General features: G+C 39.5%; 18 protein-coding genes and 12 tRNA genes. 18 read left to right on the top strand and 12 right to left on the bottom strand.

Annotated features, from left to right (window positions below):
- Positions 1–4: 4 nt before the first annotated feature.
- The 11 genes from I6F44_RS08645 to hemA all read right to left on the bottom strand — a co-directional run bounded on the left by I6F44_RS08645 (position 5) and on the right by hemA (position 10,358).
- Positions 5–373 (bottom strand): DUF423 domain-containing protein, encoded by a 369-nt coding sequence (locus tag I6F44_RS08645; RefSeq protein ID WP_024591610.1) that lies wholly within the window; start codon positions 371–373, stop codon positions 5–7.
- 19 nt (positions 374–392) lie between these two features.
- A complete protein-coding gene (locus I6F44_RS08650; protein ID WP_165725707.1) occupies positions 393–1,028 on the bottom strand; it encodes an alpha/beta family hydrolase in 636 nt (211 codons plus the stop codon).
- 2 nt (positions 1,029–1,030) lie between these two features.
- Positions 1,031–1,933: a transcriptional regulator GcvA gene (locus tag I6F44_RS08655; RefSeq protein WP_002958561.1), complete on the bottom strand. Its 903-nt coding sequence runs from the start codon at positions 1,931–1,933 to the stop codon at positions 1,031–1,033.
- Between the two features lie 121 nt (positions 1,934–2,054).
- Complete coding sequence (gene kdsA, locus I6F44_RS08660) at positions 2,055–2,909, bottom strand: 3-deoxy-8-phosphooctulonate synthase (protein ID WP_007583968.1); 855 nt, start codon at positions 2,907–2,909, stop codon at positions 2,055–2,057.
- Between the two features lie 9 nt (positions 2,910–2,918).
- Entirely contained in the window at positions 2,919–4,172 is a 1,254-nt protein-coding gene (locus I6F44_RS08665) for a DUF819 family protein (RefSeq protein WP_024591612.1), read from the bottom strand.
- A gap of 14 nt (positions 4,173–4,186) precedes the next feature.
- Positions 4,187–5,014: a tetratricopeptide repeat protein gene (locus I6F44_RS08670; protein WP_007583966.1), complete on the bottom strand. Its 828-nt coding sequence runs from the start codon at positions 5,012–5,014 to the stop codon at positions 4,187–4,189.
- Between the two features lie 149 nt (positions 5,015–5,163).
- Positions 5,164–5,538 carry a SirB2 family protein gene (locus I6F44_RS08675; RefSeq protein WP_007583965.1) on the bottom strand — a complete coding sequence of 125 codons (375 nt, stop codon included), beginning with the start codon at positions 5,536–5,538 and terminating at the stop codon, positions 5,164–5,166.
- Positions 5,539–5,567: 29 nt separating this feature from the next.
- A complete protein-coding gene (locus I6F44_RS08680; RefSeq protein WP_180961419.1) occupies positions 5,568–7,112 on the bottom strand; it encodes a response regulator in 1,545 nt (514 codons plus the stop codon).
- A 54-nt stretch (positions 7,113–7,166) separates the two neighbouring features.
- Positions 7,167–8,006: a peptide chain release factor N(5)-glutamine methyltransferase gene (prmC, locus tag I6F44_RS08685; RefSeq protein ID WP_101216151.1), complete on the bottom strand. Its 840-nt coding sequence runs from the start codon at positions 8,004–8,006 to the stop codon at positions 7,167–7,169.
- 2 nt (positions 8,007–8,008) lie between these two features.
- Entirely contained in the window at positions 8,009–9,094 is a 1,086-nt protein-coding gene (gene prfA / locus I6F44_RS08690) for a peptide chain release factor 1 (protein ID WP_007583962.1), read from the bottom strand.
- Between the two features lie 7 nt (positions 9,095–9,101).
- Positions 9,102–10,358: a glutamyl-tRNA reductase gene (gene hemA / locus I6F44_RS08695; protein ID WP_010554718.1), complete on the bottom strand. Its 1,257-nt coding sequence runs from the start codon at positions 10,356–10,358 to the stop codon at positions 9,102–9,104.
- Between the two features lie 83 nt (positions 10,359–10,441).
- Here hemA and lolB point away from each other — a divergent pair, with 83 nt between their 5' ends.
- From lolB to I6F44_RS08785, 18 genes are all read left to right on the top strand, one after another.
- Positions 10,442–11,029: a lipoprotein insertase outer membrane protein LolB gene (gene lolB / locus I6F44_RS08700; protein WP_024593864.1), complete on the top strand. Its 588-nt coding sequence runs from the start codon at positions 10,442–10,444 to the stop codon at positions 11,027–11,029.
- Between the two features lie 2 nt (positions 11,030–11,031).
- Positions 11,032–11,889, top strand: coding sequence for a 4-(cytidine 5'-diphospho)-2-C-methyl-D-erythritol kinase (ispE, locus tag I6F44_RS08705; RefSeq protein WP_010554716.1), 858 nt, complete (start codon positions 11,032–11,034; stop codon positions 11,887–11,889).
- 88 nt (positions 11,890–11,977) lie between these two features.
- Positions 11,978–12,925, top strand: a complete 948-nt coding sequence (locus I6F44_RS08710) for a ribose-phosphate pyrophosphokinase (protein WP_007583957.1) — start codon at positions 11,978–11,980, stop codon at positions 12,923–12,925.
- Positions 12,926–13,074: 149 nt separating this feature from the next.
- The gene (locus I6F44_RS08715; protein ID WP_008171830.1) at positions 13,075–13,686 is read left to right on the top strand and encodes a 50S ribosomal protein L25/general stress protein Ctc; all 612 of its coding nucleotides are present in this window, start codon (positions 13,075–13,077) and stop codon (positions 13,684–13,686) included.
- A 19-nt stretch (positions 13,687–13,705) separates the two neighbouring features.
- Entirely contained in the window at positions 13,706–14,290 is a 585-nt protein-coding gene (gene pth, locus I6F44_RS08720) for an aminoacyl-tRNA hydrolase (RefSeq protein WP_007583954.1), read from the top strand.
- A gap of 53 nt (positions 14,291–14,343) precedes the next feature.
- Entirely contained in the window at positions 14,344–15,435 is a 1,092-nt protein-coding gene (gene ychF / locus I6F44_RS08725; RefSeq protein WP_007583951.1) for a redox-regulated ATPase YchF, read from the top strand.
- A 332-nt stretch (positions 15,436–15,767) separates the two neighbouring features.
- Positions 15,768–15,844, top strand: a tRNA-Met gene (locus I6F44_RS08730).
- 47 nt (positions 15,845–15,891) lie between these two features.
- Positions 15,892–15,976 (top strand) — tRNA-Leu (locus tag I6F44_RS08735).
- 39 nt (positions 15,977–16,015) lie between these two features.
- A tRNA-Gln gene (locus I6F44_RS08740) sits at positions 16,016–16,090 on the top strand.
- Positions 16,091–16,095: 5 nt separating this feature from the next.
- Positions 16,096–16,172: transfer RNA gene (locus tag I6F44_RS08745), tRNA-Met, on the top strand.
- A gap of 90 nt (positions 16,173–16,262) precedes the next feature.
- Positions 16,263–16,347, top strand: a tRNA-Leu gene (locus I6F44_RS08750).
- 38 nt (positions 16,348–16,385) lie between these two features.
- Positions 16,386–16,460, top strand: a tRNA-Gln gene (locus I6F44_RS08755).
- A gap of 71 nt (positions 16,461–16,531) precedes the next feature.
- Positions 16,532–16,616 (top strand) — tRNA-Leu (locus I6F44_RS08760).
- Between the two features lie 38 nt (positions 16,617–16,654).
- Positions 16,655–16,729, top strand: a tRNA-Gln gene (locus I6F44_RS08765).
- Positions 16,730–16,800: 71 nt separating this feature from the next.
- Positions 16,801–16,885: transfer RNA gene (locus tag I6F44_RS08770), tRNA-Leu, on the top strand.
- A gap of 39 nt (positions 16,886–16,924) precedes the next feature.
- Positions 16,925–16,999 (top strand) — tRNA-Gln (locus tag I6F44_RS08775).
- 71 nt (positions 17,000–17,070) lie between these two features.
- Positions 17,071–17,155: transfer RNA gene (locus I6F44_RS08780), tRNA-Leu, on the top strand.
- Positions 17,156–17,194: 39 nt separating this feature from the next.
- Positions 17,195–17,269, top strand: a tRNA-Gln gene (locus tag I6F44_RS08785).
- A 41-nt stretch (positions 17,270–17,310) separates the two neighbouring features.
- On the opposite strand, the gene I6F44_RS08790 is transcribed toward I6F44_RS08785, so the two are convergent.
- Positions 17,311–18,894 carry a putative bifunctional diguanylate cyclase/phosphodiesterase gene (locus tag I6F44_RS08790; RefSeq protein WP_007585601.1) on the bottom strand — a complete coding sequence of 528 codons (1,584 nt, stop codon included), beginning with the start codon at positions 18,892–18,894 and terminating at the stop codon, positions 17,311–17,313.
- Positions 18,895–19,008 lie beyond the last annotated feature (114 nt).

The raw sequence follows: 19,008 nt of genomic DNA on the forward strand, positions 1-19,008 counted from the left end.
CTCTTTAAAACTTAAATCGTGCGACTTGCACTAAAATAACAATCCAACCAATAATAAAGCACAATCCACCAAGCGGTGTTATCGGCCCTAGCCACTTCATATCTGTTAGAGCGAGTAAATATAAACTGCCACTAAAAAGTAGTGTGCCCGTTATAAAAAAGCCACCAGCCCAACTCAGGTTTATGCCCCATTTAATTAAAATAGCCACCGCAATAAGTGCAAGGCCATGCACCATTTGATACTCAGCAGCTGTTTTAAAAACCCCTAATGAATACTCCGATAAACGGCTTTTTAAACCATGGGCAGCAAATGCACCTAACATAACCGAGAGCATACAAAAAATACTGCCGGTCATTAAAAATAATTTAATCATCTAATCCCCTAATCGAGTCTTAACACATCTCTACTTGTTGCTTAATAAATTCAACGGCACTTAACGCTGCTGTTTCTCTATTTTGCAGTTCAGTTACGCCACTTTTTTTACGTGGTTTTAATGAATGATCGCCATCAGTCAGCCATGTGAGTAAAGGCTGTTTTGGCATTTCCATAGTAAGCAGTTCTTCACGTGTACCAAATGTATCTCGCTCACCCTGTAATACTAAAAAAGGGCAAACAATATCAGCAAAATGATCGGTGCGTAACTTTTCTGGCTTACCCGGCGGATGAAATGGATAACCAAATGCAATAACACCCGAAAGTCTTTGCTCTGTGCTACACGCAAGCATTGATGCCATGCGTCCGCCCATCGATTTGCCGCCTATAAATAACGGTAAATCTGGCTGCGCCTGACCAAGCACTTGCTCATAATAAGTAAGTAGCTTTGGCGCTCGCTCAGGAGGCCTACGTTTATTAGTTTGTTTAGCAATTTGCATATATTCAAAATCAAATAAACCAACATCAACACCTTGCTCGCTTATTAATTTTGCCATATGTTGCATAAAGTCAGAATCGCTACCGGCACCTGCACCATGCGCAAATATAAACTGTGCAATTGCAGGTTGTGCGGTGCTTTTAAACCATTCAATCATTATTAATACTCATGTTCTTGCTCATGCTCTACTAAGCTCAGCATCCACTCTTTAAACGAAACTATTTTACCAAGCTCTGTTTGCGATTCGCGAAGCACTAAGTAATATGCATTTTTACTTTCTAGACTGTGATTAAACGGAATAACCAAACGCCCTGCATCTATGTCGGGTTTAGCTAATACACTATTACCAATTGCCACACCTTGCCCATGTACTGCAGCTTGTAACACCATTGATGAGTGACTAAATATAGGTCCTTGATTTACCTGAATGTTACGCACGCCTGCAGTTTTCATCCACGTTTTCCAGTTTTTACGTGTGGTGTCATGCAATAAGGTGTGATGCGCTAAATCACTAGGTTGATCAAGCGGCTTTAATCCGCTTAATAACATAGGACTACAAAGTGGTACTAAATACTCGGTATGAAGTTTGTACGCTTGTACGCCATTCCAATGACCTCTTCCATAGTAAATAGCAATATCTACGTCATCAGTCAGTGAGTTTTCATCTTGATCTTGTGCTTTTATTCGCACGTCTATCTCTGGGTGTAACTCATTAAACAAACTCAAACGAGGCACTAACCACTGAATAGCAAAACTTGGTGTTAGACTAACTGTTAATGAGCCCTTAGCACCACGGGCTAATAGCTTTTCAGTTGCATCAATAAGCTGAGTAAAAATCTCTTTTATATCTAAAAAATAGCCTTGGCCTTCTTCAGTTAATAATAATGAGCGGTTTTTACGTAAAAACAACTTTAAACCTAAATGCTCTTCAAGTGTTTTTATTTGATGACTTACTGCCGCCTGCGTTACATAGAGCTCTTCTGCAGCCTTAGTAAAACTTAAATGACGCGCAGCCGCTTCAAAGGCTTTTAATGCGTTTAATGGAGGTACCCGTCTTGACATAATAACCAAGCTTAGAATTAGTTTTTCTTATGCGTGAGATTATATACATCATATAAGTTTGTGTATATTAAAGGCATAAAAAAAGCGACCTGAGTCGCTTTTTAATAAACATCATGTTTAATTATAAATCGCTTGCACTTGTATCAAGTGGGGCAAAGCTTTTAATTAAATCATCAACCGCTTTCATTTGCGTTAAGTACCCTTCTAACTTACTAAGCGCTAGCGCACATGGGCCATCACATTTAGCTTCATTAGGGTTTGGATGCGCCTCAATAAATAAACCTGCAATACCTAGCGCCATACCGCTGCGTGCAAGCTCTGCAGCTTGTGCACGACGACCATCAGCAGAGTCAGCTCGTCCACCAGGGCGTTGTAGCGCATGTGTTGCATCAAAAATAACAGGCGCCATTGCTTTCATGTCATCCATACCCAGCATATCAACCACTAGGTTGTTGTAACCAAAGCTAGAACCACGCTCACAAAGTGCGATGTTATTATTACCCGCTTCATTAAATTTAGTAATGATGTGGCGCATTTCATGCGGCGCTAAAAACTGTGGTTTTTTCACGTTAATAATTGCACCTGTTTTAGCCATCGCCACAACTAAATCTGTTTGACGTGCTAAAAAGGCTGGTAACTGAATTACATCAACAACTTCAGCAACAGGTGCTGCTTGATGCGGTTCGTGTACATCGGTAATAAGCGGTATGTTGAAGGTCTTTTTAATCTCTTCAAATATTTTTAAACCTTCTTCCATACCCGGACCGCGGTAAGAATTGATTGAAGAGCGGTTAGCCTTATCAAACGACGCTTTAAATACATAAGGAATATTGAGTTTCGTCGTAACTTCTACGTAATGCTCTGCAACACGCATTGCTAAATCACGAGATTCTAATACGTTAATACCACCAAACAATACAAACGGTTTGTTGTTTGCTAGTTCAATTTCATTAATTTTAATAATTTGGTCTTTCATTTAAATTCCTTACGGTGCAACTGCTTGCATCATTAATCCACAAATATAAGCCATATAAGTACCCACACCATAGCCCAGTACAGCTAACAGGACACCAACAGGTGCTAATGAGGGATGAAACGCTGATGCTACAACAGGTGCAGACGCTGCACCGCCCACATTAGCCTGCGAGCCCACAGCCATATAAAATAACGGTGCTTTAATTAGTTTAGCTACTACTAACATTATGCTTGCATGCACTAACATCCAAATGGCACCAACTAAAAATAACCCTGGGTTATTAAAAATAGCGGTTACATTCATATGCAAACCAATCGATGCAACTAAAATATACAAAAAGCTAGAGGCTACCTTTGAAGCGCCAAACGCTTCTATTTGTCTCACTTTAGTAAACGATAAGCCTATGCCAATCGTTGTTGATATAACAATTAGCCAAAAGAATTTACTGTTTAAGCTGTACTCTTTTGCCCACTCGTAAGTAGTGCCAAAGTACGGACCTAAAAAGTCAGCACAAAAGTGCGCTAAACCGGTTATACCAAATGCAATTGCAAGCAGCGTCATGTAATCGTTAAGAGTAGGAATACGTGCGTGTTCAGCATGATAGGCTTCAACACGTTTTTTTAAATCTTCAATTGCGCTTGTATCAGCACCCGTAGCAGCATCAATTTTTTTATGATTTGCTGCCATTAACAATAAAACAGCCATCCAAATATTCGCGACTATTACATCTACTGTAATCATTACAGAAAATATATCACCACCAACTTCAAACATCTCTTTCATTGATGCCTGGTTAGCACCACCGCCAATCCAGCTCCCCGCAACGGTTGTCATACCGCGCCATACTGCATCGGGCCCATGACCACCAACAATACTTGGATCAAATGCACTCACTACTAAAATAGCTAATGGCCCACCAATAACAATACCTAATGTACCCACTAAAAACATAATGAGCGCTTTAGGGCCTAAGTTAATAATAGCTTTTAAATCAATACTAATGGTAAGTAGTATTAAACAAGCAGGCAGTAAGTAGCGCGAAGCCACATAATAAACATTAGATTTATTACCATCTACAATACCAAAGGTATTTAATAACGAAGGTAAAAAGTAACACAGTAGTAAAGCAGGTACGTATTTATAAAATCGTTTTAAAGCTGGACGCTCACTGTTTGAGGTTTTAAAAATAACCCCCAAAATAACAGCAAGCAAACCAAGCACAACGGCATCATTTGTAATTAATGCGCTTTGAGTTTCAACCATAATTATTCCTATTCTTAATGGTGCGTTTTATTATTATCTTCTAGTTCTTCTATTTGGTGTTGAATAATCTCTATTGCAGGATCGTCCGGACACTCATCGACAAAAAACTGTAAATCATCACGTGCCATTTTAGGGCAACCGAGCTGATTTAATAAGTAACCTCTGTCGCGTCTCTCATACGGGTCGTCGCCTATTAGCTCCATTAGCATCTCTACACAGGTCAAAGCATGACCAAATTTGTTTTCGCTAATGAAAGACCATTTTTGCTGAGCTAAAAATAGCTTATATACTTCGTCATCAAAAATTAACTCTAAAGGTTCTTGTTCTTGCCCATCATCTTCATCTGCGTTTTCAGGGATGATATACCAGCTTTGTTGCCCGCTGCTTGGCTCAATTATGTAGCCCTCTTCATCACTTATCGCCACATGAACACCAACATCACCCAGCGTAAGACTAAGATTTGCATCAAAGTTAGCTTGTTGTAAAAAGTGACAAAGTATAATTGCAAGCGTTGTTGGTGAGCCACTACGCATAGAAAGCGTATAGCTTAATGTATTTAATTTGTATTCTGGCACTTTTAAGCCTGAGGCACTAAATAGCCAATCGCTGTAAAACATATCTAATAATTTTTCGAAGCGATCGTGCTCATCACTCACTTTTAAACACAGCGCTGAAATTTGCTGTTCAAAGTCAGTTAAAGTTTCATAACATGGTGTTAAATCTATCTGAGGGTCCCATTTTGACTCTGCTTTAATACAGCGGTAAATCGCTGGAGGTGTAAATTCATCGTAAGCATCATCAAGATAAGATTCATCGTGTTCGTCAAACCCGAGGGTAGTCATTAATACTGCAACATTTTAGAAAACGAAGGCGTAGTTTACCTAACTTTAAAGCTATATACCAATATAGAGATGTTTTTGAATATTTTCTGAGAGGGAGTCGTATTTGAGCTTTATAAAACAACTATAAAGCTCAAATAGTCAGGTATTACTTAAAGCAAAAAAGCTGATTTAGACGTCGCTAAATAACCTATCGCTAAAATAACAGCAGTGTTAACTAAAACGTAAGCAACTTTAGCCGTCATTTTAGTTTGTCTGGCGCTTTTAGCCCCAATACCAATATATATAACCACTAAAACTATTTTTTCTAATAGCCAATATTGTTCAAACGGGTTAATTTTAGCCATAAATATAAGCGTAAGTGCAGACACTAATAGCAAAGTATCTATACTATGACTACCAATCATTACCGCTTTATTTTTTGCTAATTTACCACTGCCCATTCGCGAAAATGCGCGAACATAAAATAAAATCACACTCAACATCGCAATTGCCATGTGTGAATGCTTTACTGCTAAATAATCCATATGCCCCTGTACTTCTGTTTTATAAAAATTTAATCAGGAAAACGGTTAAGAACCGCTTCTAACTCATCAAGCTTCTCGTTAAATACTTCAACCAATTTTGGTTCAAAGTGTGTGCCTTTTTGAGCGTTAATTTCATCAACTACGTTTTGCAGTGTCCAGGGTTCTTTATAGCATCGTTTATGGCGAAGTGCATCGTATACATCAGCAAGTGCAACTATACGACCAAATACATTAATTGCGTTTCCGCTTAAACCTTGTGGGTAACCAGAGCCATCCCATTTTTCATGATGCTCTTTTGCAATAATTGCGCCGGCACTAACAATCTCATGCGACGAGTCTTTTAAAATAGTATAGCCTTTATCAGTATGAGTTTTCATCACTTCCCATTCTTGGGCGTCTAACTTTGCTGGTTTATTTAATACCGCATCAGGAATGCCCACTTTGCCTACATCATGAAGAGGCGACGCCAACCTTACTAAATTAGCATCATGCTTAGATAAGCCATACCCTTGTGCCAATATATGACAAATATGTGCTACACGCTTAACATGATTACCCGTTTCTGTTGAGCGTTGCTCTACCGCTTCACTTAACCTGTAAACAAGCTCTTGTTGCGTTGCTTCTATTTCAGACTGAAGTTGTACATTTTCAAACGCAAGTTGCACGTTTTGAGAGAAAATCTTAATTAAATGGCGCTGAGTATCCGTTAAATCCTTTGGAATACCTGATATAAATAGCATCGAATTATGATTGTACTCACTGCTACAATACGCGAATAAGTAGTTATCTTTATAAATAATGCTTTTTTCATTAAGCGCCTGATGACATGCACTTAACTGTTCAGCTTGTAATACCTCATCGAGCTCTTTACCTTCACTTTTTTCAAAGTCACCGGTACCCGAGCAAACAATTAATTTTTTATTATTTTGTGCTTCAGGATTTTGTGCAACTAAAGTAGTTGCATACATAGCTTGATCAGCAATACCAAGTAAAGAAGTTAACTGCTGCATAACGCCTTCAATAAAGTGCTCTATTGAATGCGCAGAAAAAATATCACGGGACGCTATAATTATTTTCTCAAGCCCTTCGCGTGACTGCTCAATCGAAATAATATCCCGATACGAGCGCAGGCTCGACATAATAACAGTAAATAACTTTTGAGCCGTTAGCTCTGTTTTAGATTTGTAATCGTTAATATCATAATTAATAATTACTTGTCGTTCAGGTGCTTGACCAGGTTGACCCGTTCTTAAAATAATTCGAATATGATTATTTTTAGCTTCTTCACGAATAAACTTAGCAACTTGCAAACCGGCATCATCGGTCTCCATTACTACATCAAGTAGTACAATGGCTGCATCTGGATGCTCTTTCACAAGCTCTTTTGCTTCAGCACCTGAGTACGCACTAATGAATTCTAAGCGTTTATTTTGAAACTCAAAATCACTCAACGCTAGTTTTGTAACAGCATGAACTTCAGGTTCATCATCAACGATTAATACTTTCCAGGTACCGAGTTCAATCTCATTGATTGCTTCTTCTGGCTCATCTGAAAATAAAAAATCACCCATCATAGTCGAAATTCCTTCATGGCATTATACAACACACTAGCAGGCAATTATTATTCTTTAGGGCCACTGTGCAAACGTTACACGGTCGTTATCACCAAAGTCTTTCACTGTTTTAATATTCACAAATGCCATTTTTTGGAAAAAATGACGAACAGCTTCACCTTGCTCAAAACCGTGTTCTATTAAAAGATAGCCACTAGATAACAAATAGTCACGTGATTGCGTAATTATTTGTTTAATATCAGACATTCCACAATCATCCGCCACTAATGCCGACAAAGGCTCAAAGCGCACATCGCCCTGATTTAAATGTATATCACTGCTTTCAATATAAGGTGGGTTAGTGACAATTAGGTTGAATTTCTCACCATGTAACTCGCTAAACCAGTTGCTTTGCTTAACGTGTACATTATTAATTGCCAATCGCTGCTGGTTACGTGTAGCCAGTGCAACTGCATCGCTTACTCTATCTACTGCAATAATTTGCCAATTAGGCATTTCACTACCCAATGCCAGTGCTATTGCACCAGTACCCGTGCCTAAATCAAGCACTTTAGCTGTAGCAGGTACAGCCACTTCAAGTGCTTGTTCTACTAACGTTTCAGTATCTGGTCGAGGTATTAAAGTTGTTGCGTTAACTTCAAGCGATAAGCTCCAAAATTCACGTTGCCCCGTAATATGTGCAACAGGTTCACCGTTTAAACGTCTTTGGCAAAATGTATTAAATTGCTGTTGTTGTTCGGCATTAAGCGCATGCTCTGGCCAAGTAAAAAGGTAACTGTGAGGTTTTTGAAGAATATGTAGAAGTAAAACTTGTGCGTCTAATTTAGCACTTTCGCTGCTAGGTGCTAATAAATTAGCACCTGCAGCAATAGCTTGTTCAAGAGTTTGGCTCACGATTACTCGTCGCCCATAGCCGCTAATAGGTCAGCTTGATGTTCTTGCATTAATGGGTCAATAACGCAGCTTAAATCACCCGCTACCACTTCATTCAAACGATAAAGTGTCAAGTTAATACGGTGATCGGTAATACGACCTTGTGGGTAGTTATAAGTACGGATACGTTCAGAACGATCGCCACTACCTACTAAGTCACGACGTTCAGATGCTTCTGCCGCATGGCGCTTTTCATCTTCAGCCTGTTGCAAACGTGCTGCAAGTACTGACATCGCTTTAGCACGGTTTTTATGCTGTGAACGCTGATCCTGACACTCAACCACAACACCGGTAGGTATATGTGTAAGTCGAATAGCAGAATCTGTTTTATTAACGTGCTGACCACCTGCGCCTGATGCACGAAATGTATCAACTTTTAAATCTGCGGTATTAATTTGTATCGCTTCGGCCTCTGGTACTTCCGCCATTACCGCAACAGTACACGCAGAGGTATGAACTCGCCCTTGTGACTCAGTTTCTGGCACACGTTGTACGCGGTGTACACCTGATTCAAACTTTAATTGACCGTAAACGCCTTCGCCACTAATATTTGCAATAACTTCTTTGTAACCACCGTGCTCACCTTCATTGGTGCTCACAACTTCTACTTTCCATTTTTTAGTTTCTGCATAACGACTGTACATACGGAATAAATCGCCAGCAAAAATAGCCGCTTCATCCCCGCCTGTTCCAGCACGTACTTCAACAAATACGTTGTTATTATCTCGTGGATCTTTTGGCAACATTAATACTTGAATTTGATCTTCAATTACCAAAATTTGCGCTTTAGCTTCTTTATATTCTTCTTGCGCCATTTCACGCATTTCAGGGTCAGAATCTTTAAGCATTTCTTCTGCACTGGCTAAATCATCTTGCGTTTCTTTGTAAGTTAAAAACGTTTTTACAATCTCTTCAAGCTCAGAATATTCTTTTGAAAGCCCACGAAAACGATTTTGATCACTAATGACCGACGGGTCGCTTAGCAGCGCTTGTACTTCTTCGTAACGCTCTACTAAGGTTTCTAATTTATTATAAACAGACTCTTTCATTTAACGGTTATTCCTGATCAATACCTAACATTTTTTTCAACTGGTTTAGCTGCGCCACTTCACCTTTTTTCGCTGCGTCTTGTATTGCACGGGTAGGCGCGTGCATTAAGCGATTGGTTAATTTATTGGCGAGCTCTAATATAATTTTTTCTGCATCTTTACCTGTATTAAGCTGACTAACAGCACGCTCTACAAGTTCTGACTTAATTGTTTGTACATCATTTCGATAATGGCGGATTAAATCTACCGAATCGAGTGAGCGCATCCACATTGCAAATTCTTTGGTGCGTTCAGTAATAATTATTTGCGCTTGCTGTGCAGCTTGCTCACGCGCTGCCATATTCTCGCTTACAATGGTTTGTAAGTCATCAACGGAATATAAATAGGCAGCATCTAGCTCACCTACTTGGCTTTCTATGTCGCGCGGAACCGCAATATCTATAAATAGCATAGGCTTGTGTCGGCGCTGCTTAAGCGCTTGCTCAACCACCCCTTTACCAATAATAGGTAAAGTACTGGCGGTAGAACTAATGACTATATCGGCTTCATGTAAACGTTCTGGCAACTGTGCAAGTGCGATAACATCTGCCGACACTTCATCAGCAAGGCTGCGAGCACGTTCAATTGTTCTATTAGCTACCGTTATTTTTTTAGGCTCATTTTGATATAAATGTTTAGCAACCAGTTCAATGGTTTCACCAGCACCAATCAATAGCACATTGGTTTGATCAAGCTTGCCATAAATATGTTTTGCTAAGTTAACAGCCGCAAATGCAACCGACACGGCACTTGCGCCTATATTTGTTTCAGTACGAACTTGTTTTGCTACCGAAAAGGTTTTTTGAAACAACCTATCAAAAGTAACCCCTATTGCATCGTGGGTTTTAGCACTAAAAAACGATTGCTTTATTTGCCCTAAAATTTGCGGTTCCCCTAATACTAAGGAGTCTAAACCGCAAGCTACACGCATTAAGTGGTTAATGGCGTCATTACCTTCATGGCAGTATATATTGCTGCTCAGTTCATGTTCATCCAAACCATGGAAACTGGCAAGCCACGTTAACAGTGTTTGGGAATTTTGCTGAGCGAGGCTACAATAGATCTCGGTTCGATTACAGGTAGACACAATAACCGCTTCATTAAAGTCGGCATGGCCACTTAATTGTTGCAACGCCTCTGAAATTTGCTCAGGCGAAAAAGCCACTTTTTCACGTAATTCTACGGATGCGGTTTTGTGATTTATACCTAGTGCTATTATGGTCATATTTGCCAAATATTGCTGAGCCCTACTTCAAAGGCGGTAATTTTACCAAAAATCAGCGGAATATGGAAAGTAAGGAACAACATTTGATTCGACAATATTTGATTTTATTCATGTTTTTTTTATTATTAGGTGGCTGTGCCCATCAAATTGATACAAAAACAACACTTTATGATGATTGGAAGCCACGTTTAGCTGCTCAAAAAACTTGGCAGGTCGAGGGTAAACTCGCGTTTATAAGCCCAGAAGAGCGTCAATCTGCAAACTTAAATTGGCAGCAAACAACAAATTCCAATAATTTAATACTGACTACTTTTATTGGTACTCGTATTTTGTCGCTTAAACAAACAGCAAATGGTGCTGAATTAGAGTTTGACGGCGATGAGTACTTTGATACTAATGCTGCAGAGCTTTTAAAGCGTTTAACGGGTTTTACACTCCCTGTTGATAACGCCGATAACTGGCTTAAGGGCACCATTGACGATCAAAGTTTAGTCGTTGATGAACTAGGCCGTGCTAAGCAAGTATTATGGTTTGATAATGCAGGCAAGAAATGGCAAATAGATTACGGCACTTACGTACAAAACGCAGGTTACTGGTTACCTACTAAACTGACGTTAAAGCACCAACAAATAAAAATAAAAATTCAACTCTACGATTGGCAGTTTAAATAAGTATGAATAACAAAACCTCTTTTTCACTTATTGCTCCGGCAAAACTCAATTTATTTTTACATATTAATGCTCGCCGAGAAGATGGCTATCATGAACTAGAAACCTTATTTACTTTTTTAAATTTTGGTGATGAGTTGCATTTTGAGCTAACAACAGACGGTGGTATTTCTGTCGGGGGTGATACTAAAGACATACCCCTAAATGATAATCTCATCTATAAAGCGGCTTTATTATTACAAACACACTGTAAAACCTCTTTAGGTGTAAAAATAAATTTAATTAAACGCTTACCGATGGGCGGAGGTGTTGGAGGTGGTTCATCCGACGCCGCAAGTACTTTATTAGCGCTAAATAAATTATGGAAATTAGAACTAAATTTAGAAATTCTAGCCCAATTAGGACTTAAATTAGGGGCTGATGTTCCGGTGTTCATACAAGGGCAAAGCGCCATAGCGCATGGTATTGGTGAGAAATTACACCAGGTAAAACTTGAACAAAAATGGTACTGCGTTGTACACCCAAACCAACATGTAAGTACCGCAAAAATATTTACACATCCAGATTTAAAACGCGACACACCAAAAATAATAGGCGATTGGAAACACCATACTTTAACCAACGATTGTGAGCCTTTAGTTAAAAAGCTTTGCCCCGAGGTTGAAAAAACCCTCCAGTGGTTGCTAAAATACGCACCGTCGAAGATGACCGGAACAGGTTCATGTTGTTTTGTCGAATTTGCTAGTCAAGTTCAAGCACAAGATGTACTTGAAAATCTCCCCCATACTTGGCAGGGTTTTGTGGCTTCAAGCGCAAATGTCTCACCTGCTCATACGGAGTTAACCGCCATATTCGATCAATGAAGTAACGTACAAGTAATCATAAGTTAACTCGCAGTGGTATTTATCATTGCTCGTTAGTCCAAATATTCAGTGCCTGAGGAACCCTACCGTGCCTGACATGAAGCTCTTCGCTGGTAACGCAACACCTGAGTTAGCTCAAAAAGTTGCAAAACGTTTATATATTGAATTAGGCGATGCTGTTGTTGGCCGTTTTAGCGACGGTGAGATCAGTGTTCAAATAAATGAAAATGTTCGTGGCTCGGACGTTTTTATCTTGCAATCAACCTGTGCCCCTACAAACGATAACCTAATGGAACTTATCGTTATGGTTGATGCTCTACGTCGTGCATCTGCAGGTCGTATTACTGCCGTCATTCCTTATTTTGGTTATGCGCGCCAAGATCGTCGTGTACGTTCTGCTCGTGTTCCAATTACCGCTAAAGTTGTTGCCGATTTCTTATCAAGCGTTGGTGTTGACCGTGTTCTTACGGTTGATTTACACGCTGAACAAATCCAAGGCTTCTTTGATGTACCAGTAGACAACGTATTTGGCAGCCCTGTATTACTTGAAGATATGAAAGAACGCGACTTTGAAGACGTCGTTGTTGTATCTCCAGATATTGGTGGTGTTGTACGCGCACGTGCAATTGCAAAACTACTAAACGATACCGATTTAGCAATCATTGATAAACGTCGCCCTCAAGCAAACGTTTCTCAAGTAATGCACATTATTGGTGACGTTGAAGGTCGTGATTGTATTATCGTAGATGATATGATTGATACCGGTGGTACGTTATGTAAAGCCGCAGAAGCACTTAAAGAACATGGCGCTAAACGCGTATTTGCATACGCAACGCACCCTATTCTTTCAGGTAAAGCAGCAGAAAACTTACGTGACTCGATGATTGACGAAGTAATTGTAACTGACTCAATTCCGCTATCTGACGAGCTTAAAGCCCTTGATAAAATTAAGGTACTTACGCTTGCTGACATGTTAGCAGAGACTATTCGTCGTATTAGTAACGAAGAATCTATCTCAGCGATGTTTGAACACTAAAATTAAACATTCCTGAGTATAAAAGCGCCTTTTGGCGCTTTTTTTGTAAGCGATGTTTATTTTGTCTGGGCGTGGTGGTATGATAGCGCGCCTTTTGGCTAGGGACCTTGGTCGCAAAGGCCCTACACATTTTAATAACTGGAGACATCATGTCTAACAAAACTTATACATATAACGCTGAACTTCGCGTAGAAACTGGTACTGGTGCGAGCCGCCGCCTACGTCGCGAAGACAAAGTTCCTGCAATCCTTTACGGAGCTGACAAAGAAGCTTTATCTCTTACTTTTGCTCATAAAGATATGATCAAAGCACAAGAAGACGAAGGTTTTTACACGCATATCCTTACGCTTAACGTAGATGGCGAAGCTGTTGAAGTAATCTTAAAAGATATCCAACGTCACCCATTCAAGCCTAAGCTTACTCACCTTGATTTCCAACGTGTAGATGCTACTCATAAATTTCAAACTAAAGTTCCTCTTCACTTCATCGGTGAAGATATTGTAACTAAAGCTGGCGCAACTGTTGTTCACCAGTTAACTGAAGTTGAAATTACGTGTCTTCCAAAAGCACTTCCAGAATTCATTGAAGTAGATGTTTCTAAGTTTGTTGTTGGCGATTCTGTTCATATTTCTGACCTTACTTTCCCTAAAGGCGTTAGCTCTGTAGATTTAGGTAAAGGCGAAGGCCATGATCAGTCTATCCTGACTATCAAAGCAAACAAAGCAGCTCCAGTTGAAGACGACGCTGCAGCAGCAGAATAATTTTTAAGGTCTCGCAACCTTGAATTCTATTCAAATGCTTGTGGGCCTGGCTAATCCAGGCCCCGAATACGCAAACACACGCCACAATGCAGGTGCTTGGTTCATCGAGCAAATCGCTGCACGCTACAACTGCACCCTAAAATACGATCCTAAATATCACGGCCTTACAGGCAAAGTGATCATTCAAGGCCAAGAATTCAAATTATTGATCCCCACTACTTACATGAATTTAAGTGGTAAAGCGGTCGGTAGTTTAGCTAATTTTTTCAAAATCCCTGTCGAGGACATTTTAGTTGCCCATGACGAATTGGATTTAGACCCAGGCGTTGCCAAGTTAAAAAAAGGCGGCGGGCATGGCGGTCATAATGGTTTAAAAGACATTATTGCAAAAATGGCAAATCAAAAAGACTTTATGCGCTTGCGCATTGGTGTAGGTCATCCGGGGCATCGTGAAATGGTTACTGGTTGGGTGCTTGGAAAAGCGGCCAAAGCAGACCAAGAAAAAATGGATGCTGCTGTTGATGAAGCAGTTCGTTGCATGGAAATACTTGCAAAAGATGGTGTGTTAAAAGCACAAAACAGACTACATTCGTTTAAACCCTAGTAACTTGGGTCCAAGTACACCGTTTAAACGAATTCTAAACAAGGTATCTTACTATGGGTTTTAAATGTGGCATCGTTGGCTTGCCTAACGTTGGTAAATCAACGCTTTTCAATGCACTAACTAAAGCGGGTATTGAAGCCGCTAACTTTCCTTTTTGTACCATTGAGCCTAATACAGGTGTGGTACCTGTGCCAGATCCTCGTCTAGACGAACTTGCTAAAATAGTTAATCCTCAACGAGTTCTTACCACCAGTATGGAATTTGTAGACATTGCTGGCTTAGTAAAAGGCGCATCTAAAGGTGAAGGTCTTGGTAACCAGTTTTTAGCTAACATTCGTGAAACCGATGCAATTGGCCACGTAGTTCGCTGTTTTGAAGATGAAAACATCATCCACGTAGCAGGCACTATTGACCCTGCTGACGATATTGACGTAATCAACACTGAGTTAGTACTTGCTGATATGGATAGCGCTGAAAAAGCCCTTTTCCGTAATTCAAAAAAAGCAAAAGGTGGCGACAAAGACGCTAAAGAGCAAAATGCTGTACTTGAAAAAGTAAAAGTGCATCTTGACGAAGGCTTAACTTTACGTGGTCTAGCACTAACTAAAGAAGAAAAAGCAGCAATCAGCTCTATTAACTTCTTAACGATTAAACCAACAATGTATATTGCAAACGTTGCTGAAGATGGTTTTGAAAATAACCCATACCTTGACCGCGTACGCGCTATTGCCGCAGCTGAAGATGCGATTGTTGTTCCTGTATGTGCCGCTATCGAGTCTGAGCTTTCAGAACTAGATGACGAAGACAAGCTAGAGTTTATGGCTGATCTTGGTCTAGAAGAGCCAGGTCTTAACCTTGTTATTCGTGGTGGTTATGAATTACTACAATTACAAACTTATTTCACAGCTGGCGTAAAAGAAGTACGCGCATGGACAATCCCTGTAGGTGCAACAGCACCACAAGCAGCGGGTAAAATCCATACCGACTTCGAGCGTGGCTTTATCCGTGCGCAAACTATTGCTTTTGACGACTTTGTTGCCTTTAAAGGTGAGAGTGGCGCAAAAGAAGCAGGTAAGATGCGTCAAGAAGGTAAAGAGTACATTGTTAAAGATGGCGATGTAATGAACTTCTTGTTCAACGTATAAGTACAAATTAAACCAATTTCACTTGGTAATAATTTTTAAAGGCTCGTTTTTACGAGCCTTTTTTGTATTTAAGCATTATAAAAATAATAATTAGCCTCAACTAGTCTATCTTTGTAATATCGCTTAATTAAAGAAGTACAGGGTTAATTAAGATTCCGCGCCTTAAAGGCAGCTAAAAAAACAGCATTTTTATTAAATTTTAGCCTGTTAGCTTAATTTTCCTGCAAACAAACACAGTTAAGTGTTTTTTTGCAAAAAAGGTGTTGACGAATTTGGGTCATATCAGCATAATACGCCCCGCACTCAGCGATGAAGTGCTAACAAAAAAAGATGGCTAAGTAGCTCAGCTGGTTAGAGCACATCACTCATAATGATGGGGTCACAGGTTCAAATCCCGTCTTAGCCACCATTATTTTTTTGTTGCTCAATGAAGAGTTTAAAATAACTACCTTGTGTGCGGGAGTGGCGGAATTGGTAGACGCGCTGGATTTAGGTTCCAGTATCTTAGGATGTGAGAGTTCAAGTCTCTCCTTCCGCACCATAATTCTTGATAAGAATTAAAACTATCAATTGTTATTGTTGGGATATCGCCAAGCGGTAAGGCACCAGGTTTTGATCCTGGCATTCCCAGGTTCAAATCCTGGTATCCCAGCCAACAATGGCTAAGTAGCTCAGCTGGTTAGAGCACATCACTCATAATGATGGGGTCACAGGTTCAAATCCCGTCTTAGCCACCATTTCTTCTTTTAGAAATGGCTCTGCAAGAGTTAAATTGCAGCTCAATGAAGAGTTTAAAATAACTACCTGTACTTTATTGTACAAACGATGCGGGAGTGGCGGAATTGGTAGACGCGCTGGATTTAGGTTCCAGTAACTTCGGTTGTGAGAGTTCAAGTCTCTCTTTCCGCACCATTTCTTGATAAGAAATAAAATTATCATTAATTCTTTGTTGGGATATCGCCAAGCGGTAAGGCACCAGGTTTTGATCCTGGCATTCCCAGGTTCAAATCCTGGTATCCCAGCCAACTTCTTCTACCAAGGAAAGTTGGATAAAAGAATTGCTCTAGCTTAGAGTTTACATTGGCAAATTGTTGATGCGGGAGTGGCGGAATTGGTAGACGCGCTGGATTTAGGTTCCAGTAACTTCGGTTGTGAGAGTTCAAGTCTCTCTTTCCGCACCATGTTCTTATAAGAACTAAAATTATAAAGAATTCTTTGTTGGGATATCGCCAAGCGGTAAGGCACCAGGTTTTGATCCTGGCATTCCCAGGTTCAAATCCTGGTATCCCAGCCAACTTCTTCTACCAAGGAAAGTTGGATAAAAGAATTGCTCTAGCTTAGAGTTTAAATTAGCAACTTAGTAATGCGGGAGTGGCGGAATTGGTAGACGCGCTGGATTTAGGTTCCAGTAACTTAGGTTGTGAGAGTTCAAGTCTCTCCTTCCGCACCATGTTCTTATTAAGAACTAAAACTAATTCAAATTTATAGTTGGGATATCGCCAAGCGGTAAGGCACCAGGTTTTGATCCTGGCATTCCCAGGTTCAAATCCTGGTATCCCAGCCAACTTCTTCTACCAAGGAAAGTTGGATAAAAGAATTGCTCTAGCTTAGAGTTTAAATTAGCAACTTAGTAATGCGGGAGTGGCGGAATTGGTAGACGCGCTGGATTTAGGTTCCAGTAACTTAGGTTGTGAGAGTTCAAGTCTCTCCTTCCGCACCATGTTCTTATTAAGAACTAAAACTAATTCAAATTTATAGTTGGGATATCGCCAAGCGGTAAGGCACCAGGTTTTGATCCTGGCATTCCCAGGTTCAAATCCTGGTATCCCAGCCAATTTGACTCCCCTGTCTAAAACTTCTCAATACTCATTAAATTCAACTTACTTTTTCTGCACTTAAATAAACATTTATAAATTCATCTATATTTATTGGTTTGCTATATAAATACCCTTGTAAATAATCACAGTTAAGACTCAACAACGCCTGTTCTACCTCTTTAGTTTCTATTCCTTCAGCAACTACATCGCAATTTAATCGACTCGCTAAAAACAATGTAGATTCTACAATGGCGTAATCAGGCGAGTTAGTAAGCATATCTTTGACAAACGACTGATCAATTTTTATTTGATTGATTGGCAGCTCTCTTAATAATGACAGTGACGAAAAGCCAGTACCAAAGTCATCAACACTAAATTTAAACCCGCGCATACTCAACTGTTGCATCATTTTTCTAGCAGCCGGTATATTTGTCATCATTGCACCTTCTGTAATTTCAAAAATTAACGAGTCGCTTAATGTAGGGTCGGTTGCGAGTAAACTAATTATAAAATCGTAAAACTCGCTGCTTTCAATATCTTTAGTCGATAAATTGACATGTATAGTACCGGTGAAACCAAATAGCTTGAGCTTTCTAATATGATTAACGGCTTCTTGTACAACCCATTTCGATAAAGGAAAAATAAGCCCTGTACGCTCAGCTACGGTTATAAACTTTTCTGGACTAATAAAGCTACCATCATCTTGCGGCCATCGGATAAGCGCTTCTAGGCCATGTAATTGCAGATCTTTAGAGTCCATTATGGGTTGTAAATAAAGCTCAAACTCATCTTTATGTAATGCCACTTTAATTTTGGCTGATAAATCAAAAAAGTCCTCAGCTCGTTTACCTATTGCAGATGAGTAATTTACCAAAGGTTGAAATGTTTTTTTAGCTTCATGCAGTGCCAAGTCAGCTTTTTTTAATAGCTGATCGGGCAATCGGCTATCATCAGGAAAACGGCTTACGCCTATACTTAATTGTATTTTAACCATTTGCTCATTCGTACAAAACGGACTTTTGACGGCTGAGTTTATAATGTTTACACAATAATTCATGCTTTCATCTGTATCGGTATGCAATAAAAAAGCAAACTCATCGCCACCTATTCGATATAACTTAGCAATGCCGCATAATTCTTTATTTAGTTTATTGGCAAATGCAGCCAAGAGTTGGTCACCACACTGATGCCCAAACGCATCATTAATTTGTTTAAAGTTATTTAAGTCGATATAAAATAGTGAAAATGGGGAAGGATATTCAACTTGTTTACTTAAAGATTTAAAAAATTTATCGCGGTTAGGTAGAGTTGTTAAGTTATCGTGCTCAGTTTGATATTTTTGATACTGCGTTGCTTGCTCTATTTTAAGAATACTTTTTAAGCTCAGTTTAATAACTAAAAAAACAAACCCACCACCGCCAAGTAACAACATAGCCACCATATTCATAACGACGGGTGCAATGTCGTGGTTTGAAAAATAATAGAGTATCCACCAATACCCTATAATAAAAAAAATAATAGCGCATAGCAGTACACTCCATGCTCTTTGCGATGTTTTTTTGCAAACTTTAACGGTTGTTTTTAAGCTAGCAACAAGCAGTAGCGCACCTAAAATAATTATTACTGTAAAAAAATTATCCACACACAGGCTCTTTAAAGTTATTAAATTGCGATTTAGTGATGTAACACCAGTTAAATTAAAACCGTGTTCAATATAGCCGAGTCACTATTTGCTGACTTAAAAACAGACATAAAA

It is taken from the genome of Pseudoalteromonas sp. NZS11_1, from assembly GCF_015864275.1.
GTDB lineage: Bacteria > Pseudomonadota > Gammaproteobacteria > Enterobacterales > Alteromonadaceae > Pseudoalteromonas > Pseudoalteromonas arctica.

What these genes read in the sequence shown, in the direction of transcription:
- I6F44_RS08645 (WP_024591610.1), bottom strand. Translation starts at nt 373, where the DNA reads ATGATTAAATTATTTTTAATGACCGGCAGTATTTTTTGTATGCTCTCG.
- I6F44_RS08650 (WP_165725707.1), bottom strand. Translation starts at nt 1,028, where the DNA reads ATGATTGAATGGTTTAAAAGCACCGCACAACCTGCAATTGCACAGTTT.
- I6F44_RS08655 (WP_002958561.1), bottom strand. Translation starts at nt 1,933, where the DNA reads ATGTCAAGACGGGTACCTCCATTAAACGCATTAAAAGCCTTTGAAGCG.
- kdsA (WP_007583968.1), bottom strand. Translation starts at nt 2,909, where the DNA reads ATGAAAGACCAAATTATTAAAATTAATGAAATTGAACTAGCAAACAAC.
- I6F44_RS08665 (WP_024591612.1), bottom strand. Translation starts at nt 4,172, where the DNA reads ATGGTTGAAACTCAAAGCGCATTAATTACAAATGATGCCGTTGTGCTT.
- I6F44_RS08670 (WP_007583966.1), bottom strand. Translation starts at nt 5,014, where the DNA reads ATGACTACCCTCGGGTTTGACGAACACGATGAATCTTATCTTGATGAT.
- I6F44_RS08675 (WP_007583965.1), bottom strand. Translation starts at nt 5,538, where the DNA reads ATGGATTATTTAGCAGTAAAGCATTCACACATGGCAATTGCGATGTTG.
- I6F44_RS08680 (WP_180961419.1), bottom strand. Translation starts at nt 7,112, where the DNA reads ATGATGGGTGATTTTTTATTTTCAGATGAGCCAGAAGAAGCAATCAAT.
- prfA (WP_007583962.1), bottom strand. Translation starts at nt 9,094, where the DNA reads ATGAAAGAGTCTGTTTATAATAAATTAGAAACCTTAGTAGAGCGTTAC.
- hemA (WP_010554718.1), bottom strand. Translation starts at nt 10,358, where the DNA reads ATGACCATAATAGCACTAGGTATAAATCACAAAACCGCATCCGTAGAA.
- ispE (WP_010554716.1), top strand. Translation starts at nt 11,032, where the DNA reads ATGAATAACAAAACCTCTTTTTCACTTATTGCTCCGGCAAAACTCAAT.
- I6F44_RS08715 (WP_008171830.1), top strand. Translation starts at nt 13,075, where the DNA reads ATGTCTAACAAAACTTATACATATAACGCTGAACTTCGCGTAGAAACT.
- ychF (WP_007583951.1), top strand. Translation starts at nt 14,344, where the DNA reads ATGGGTTTTAAATGTGGCATCGTTGGCTTGCCTAACGTTGGTAAATCA.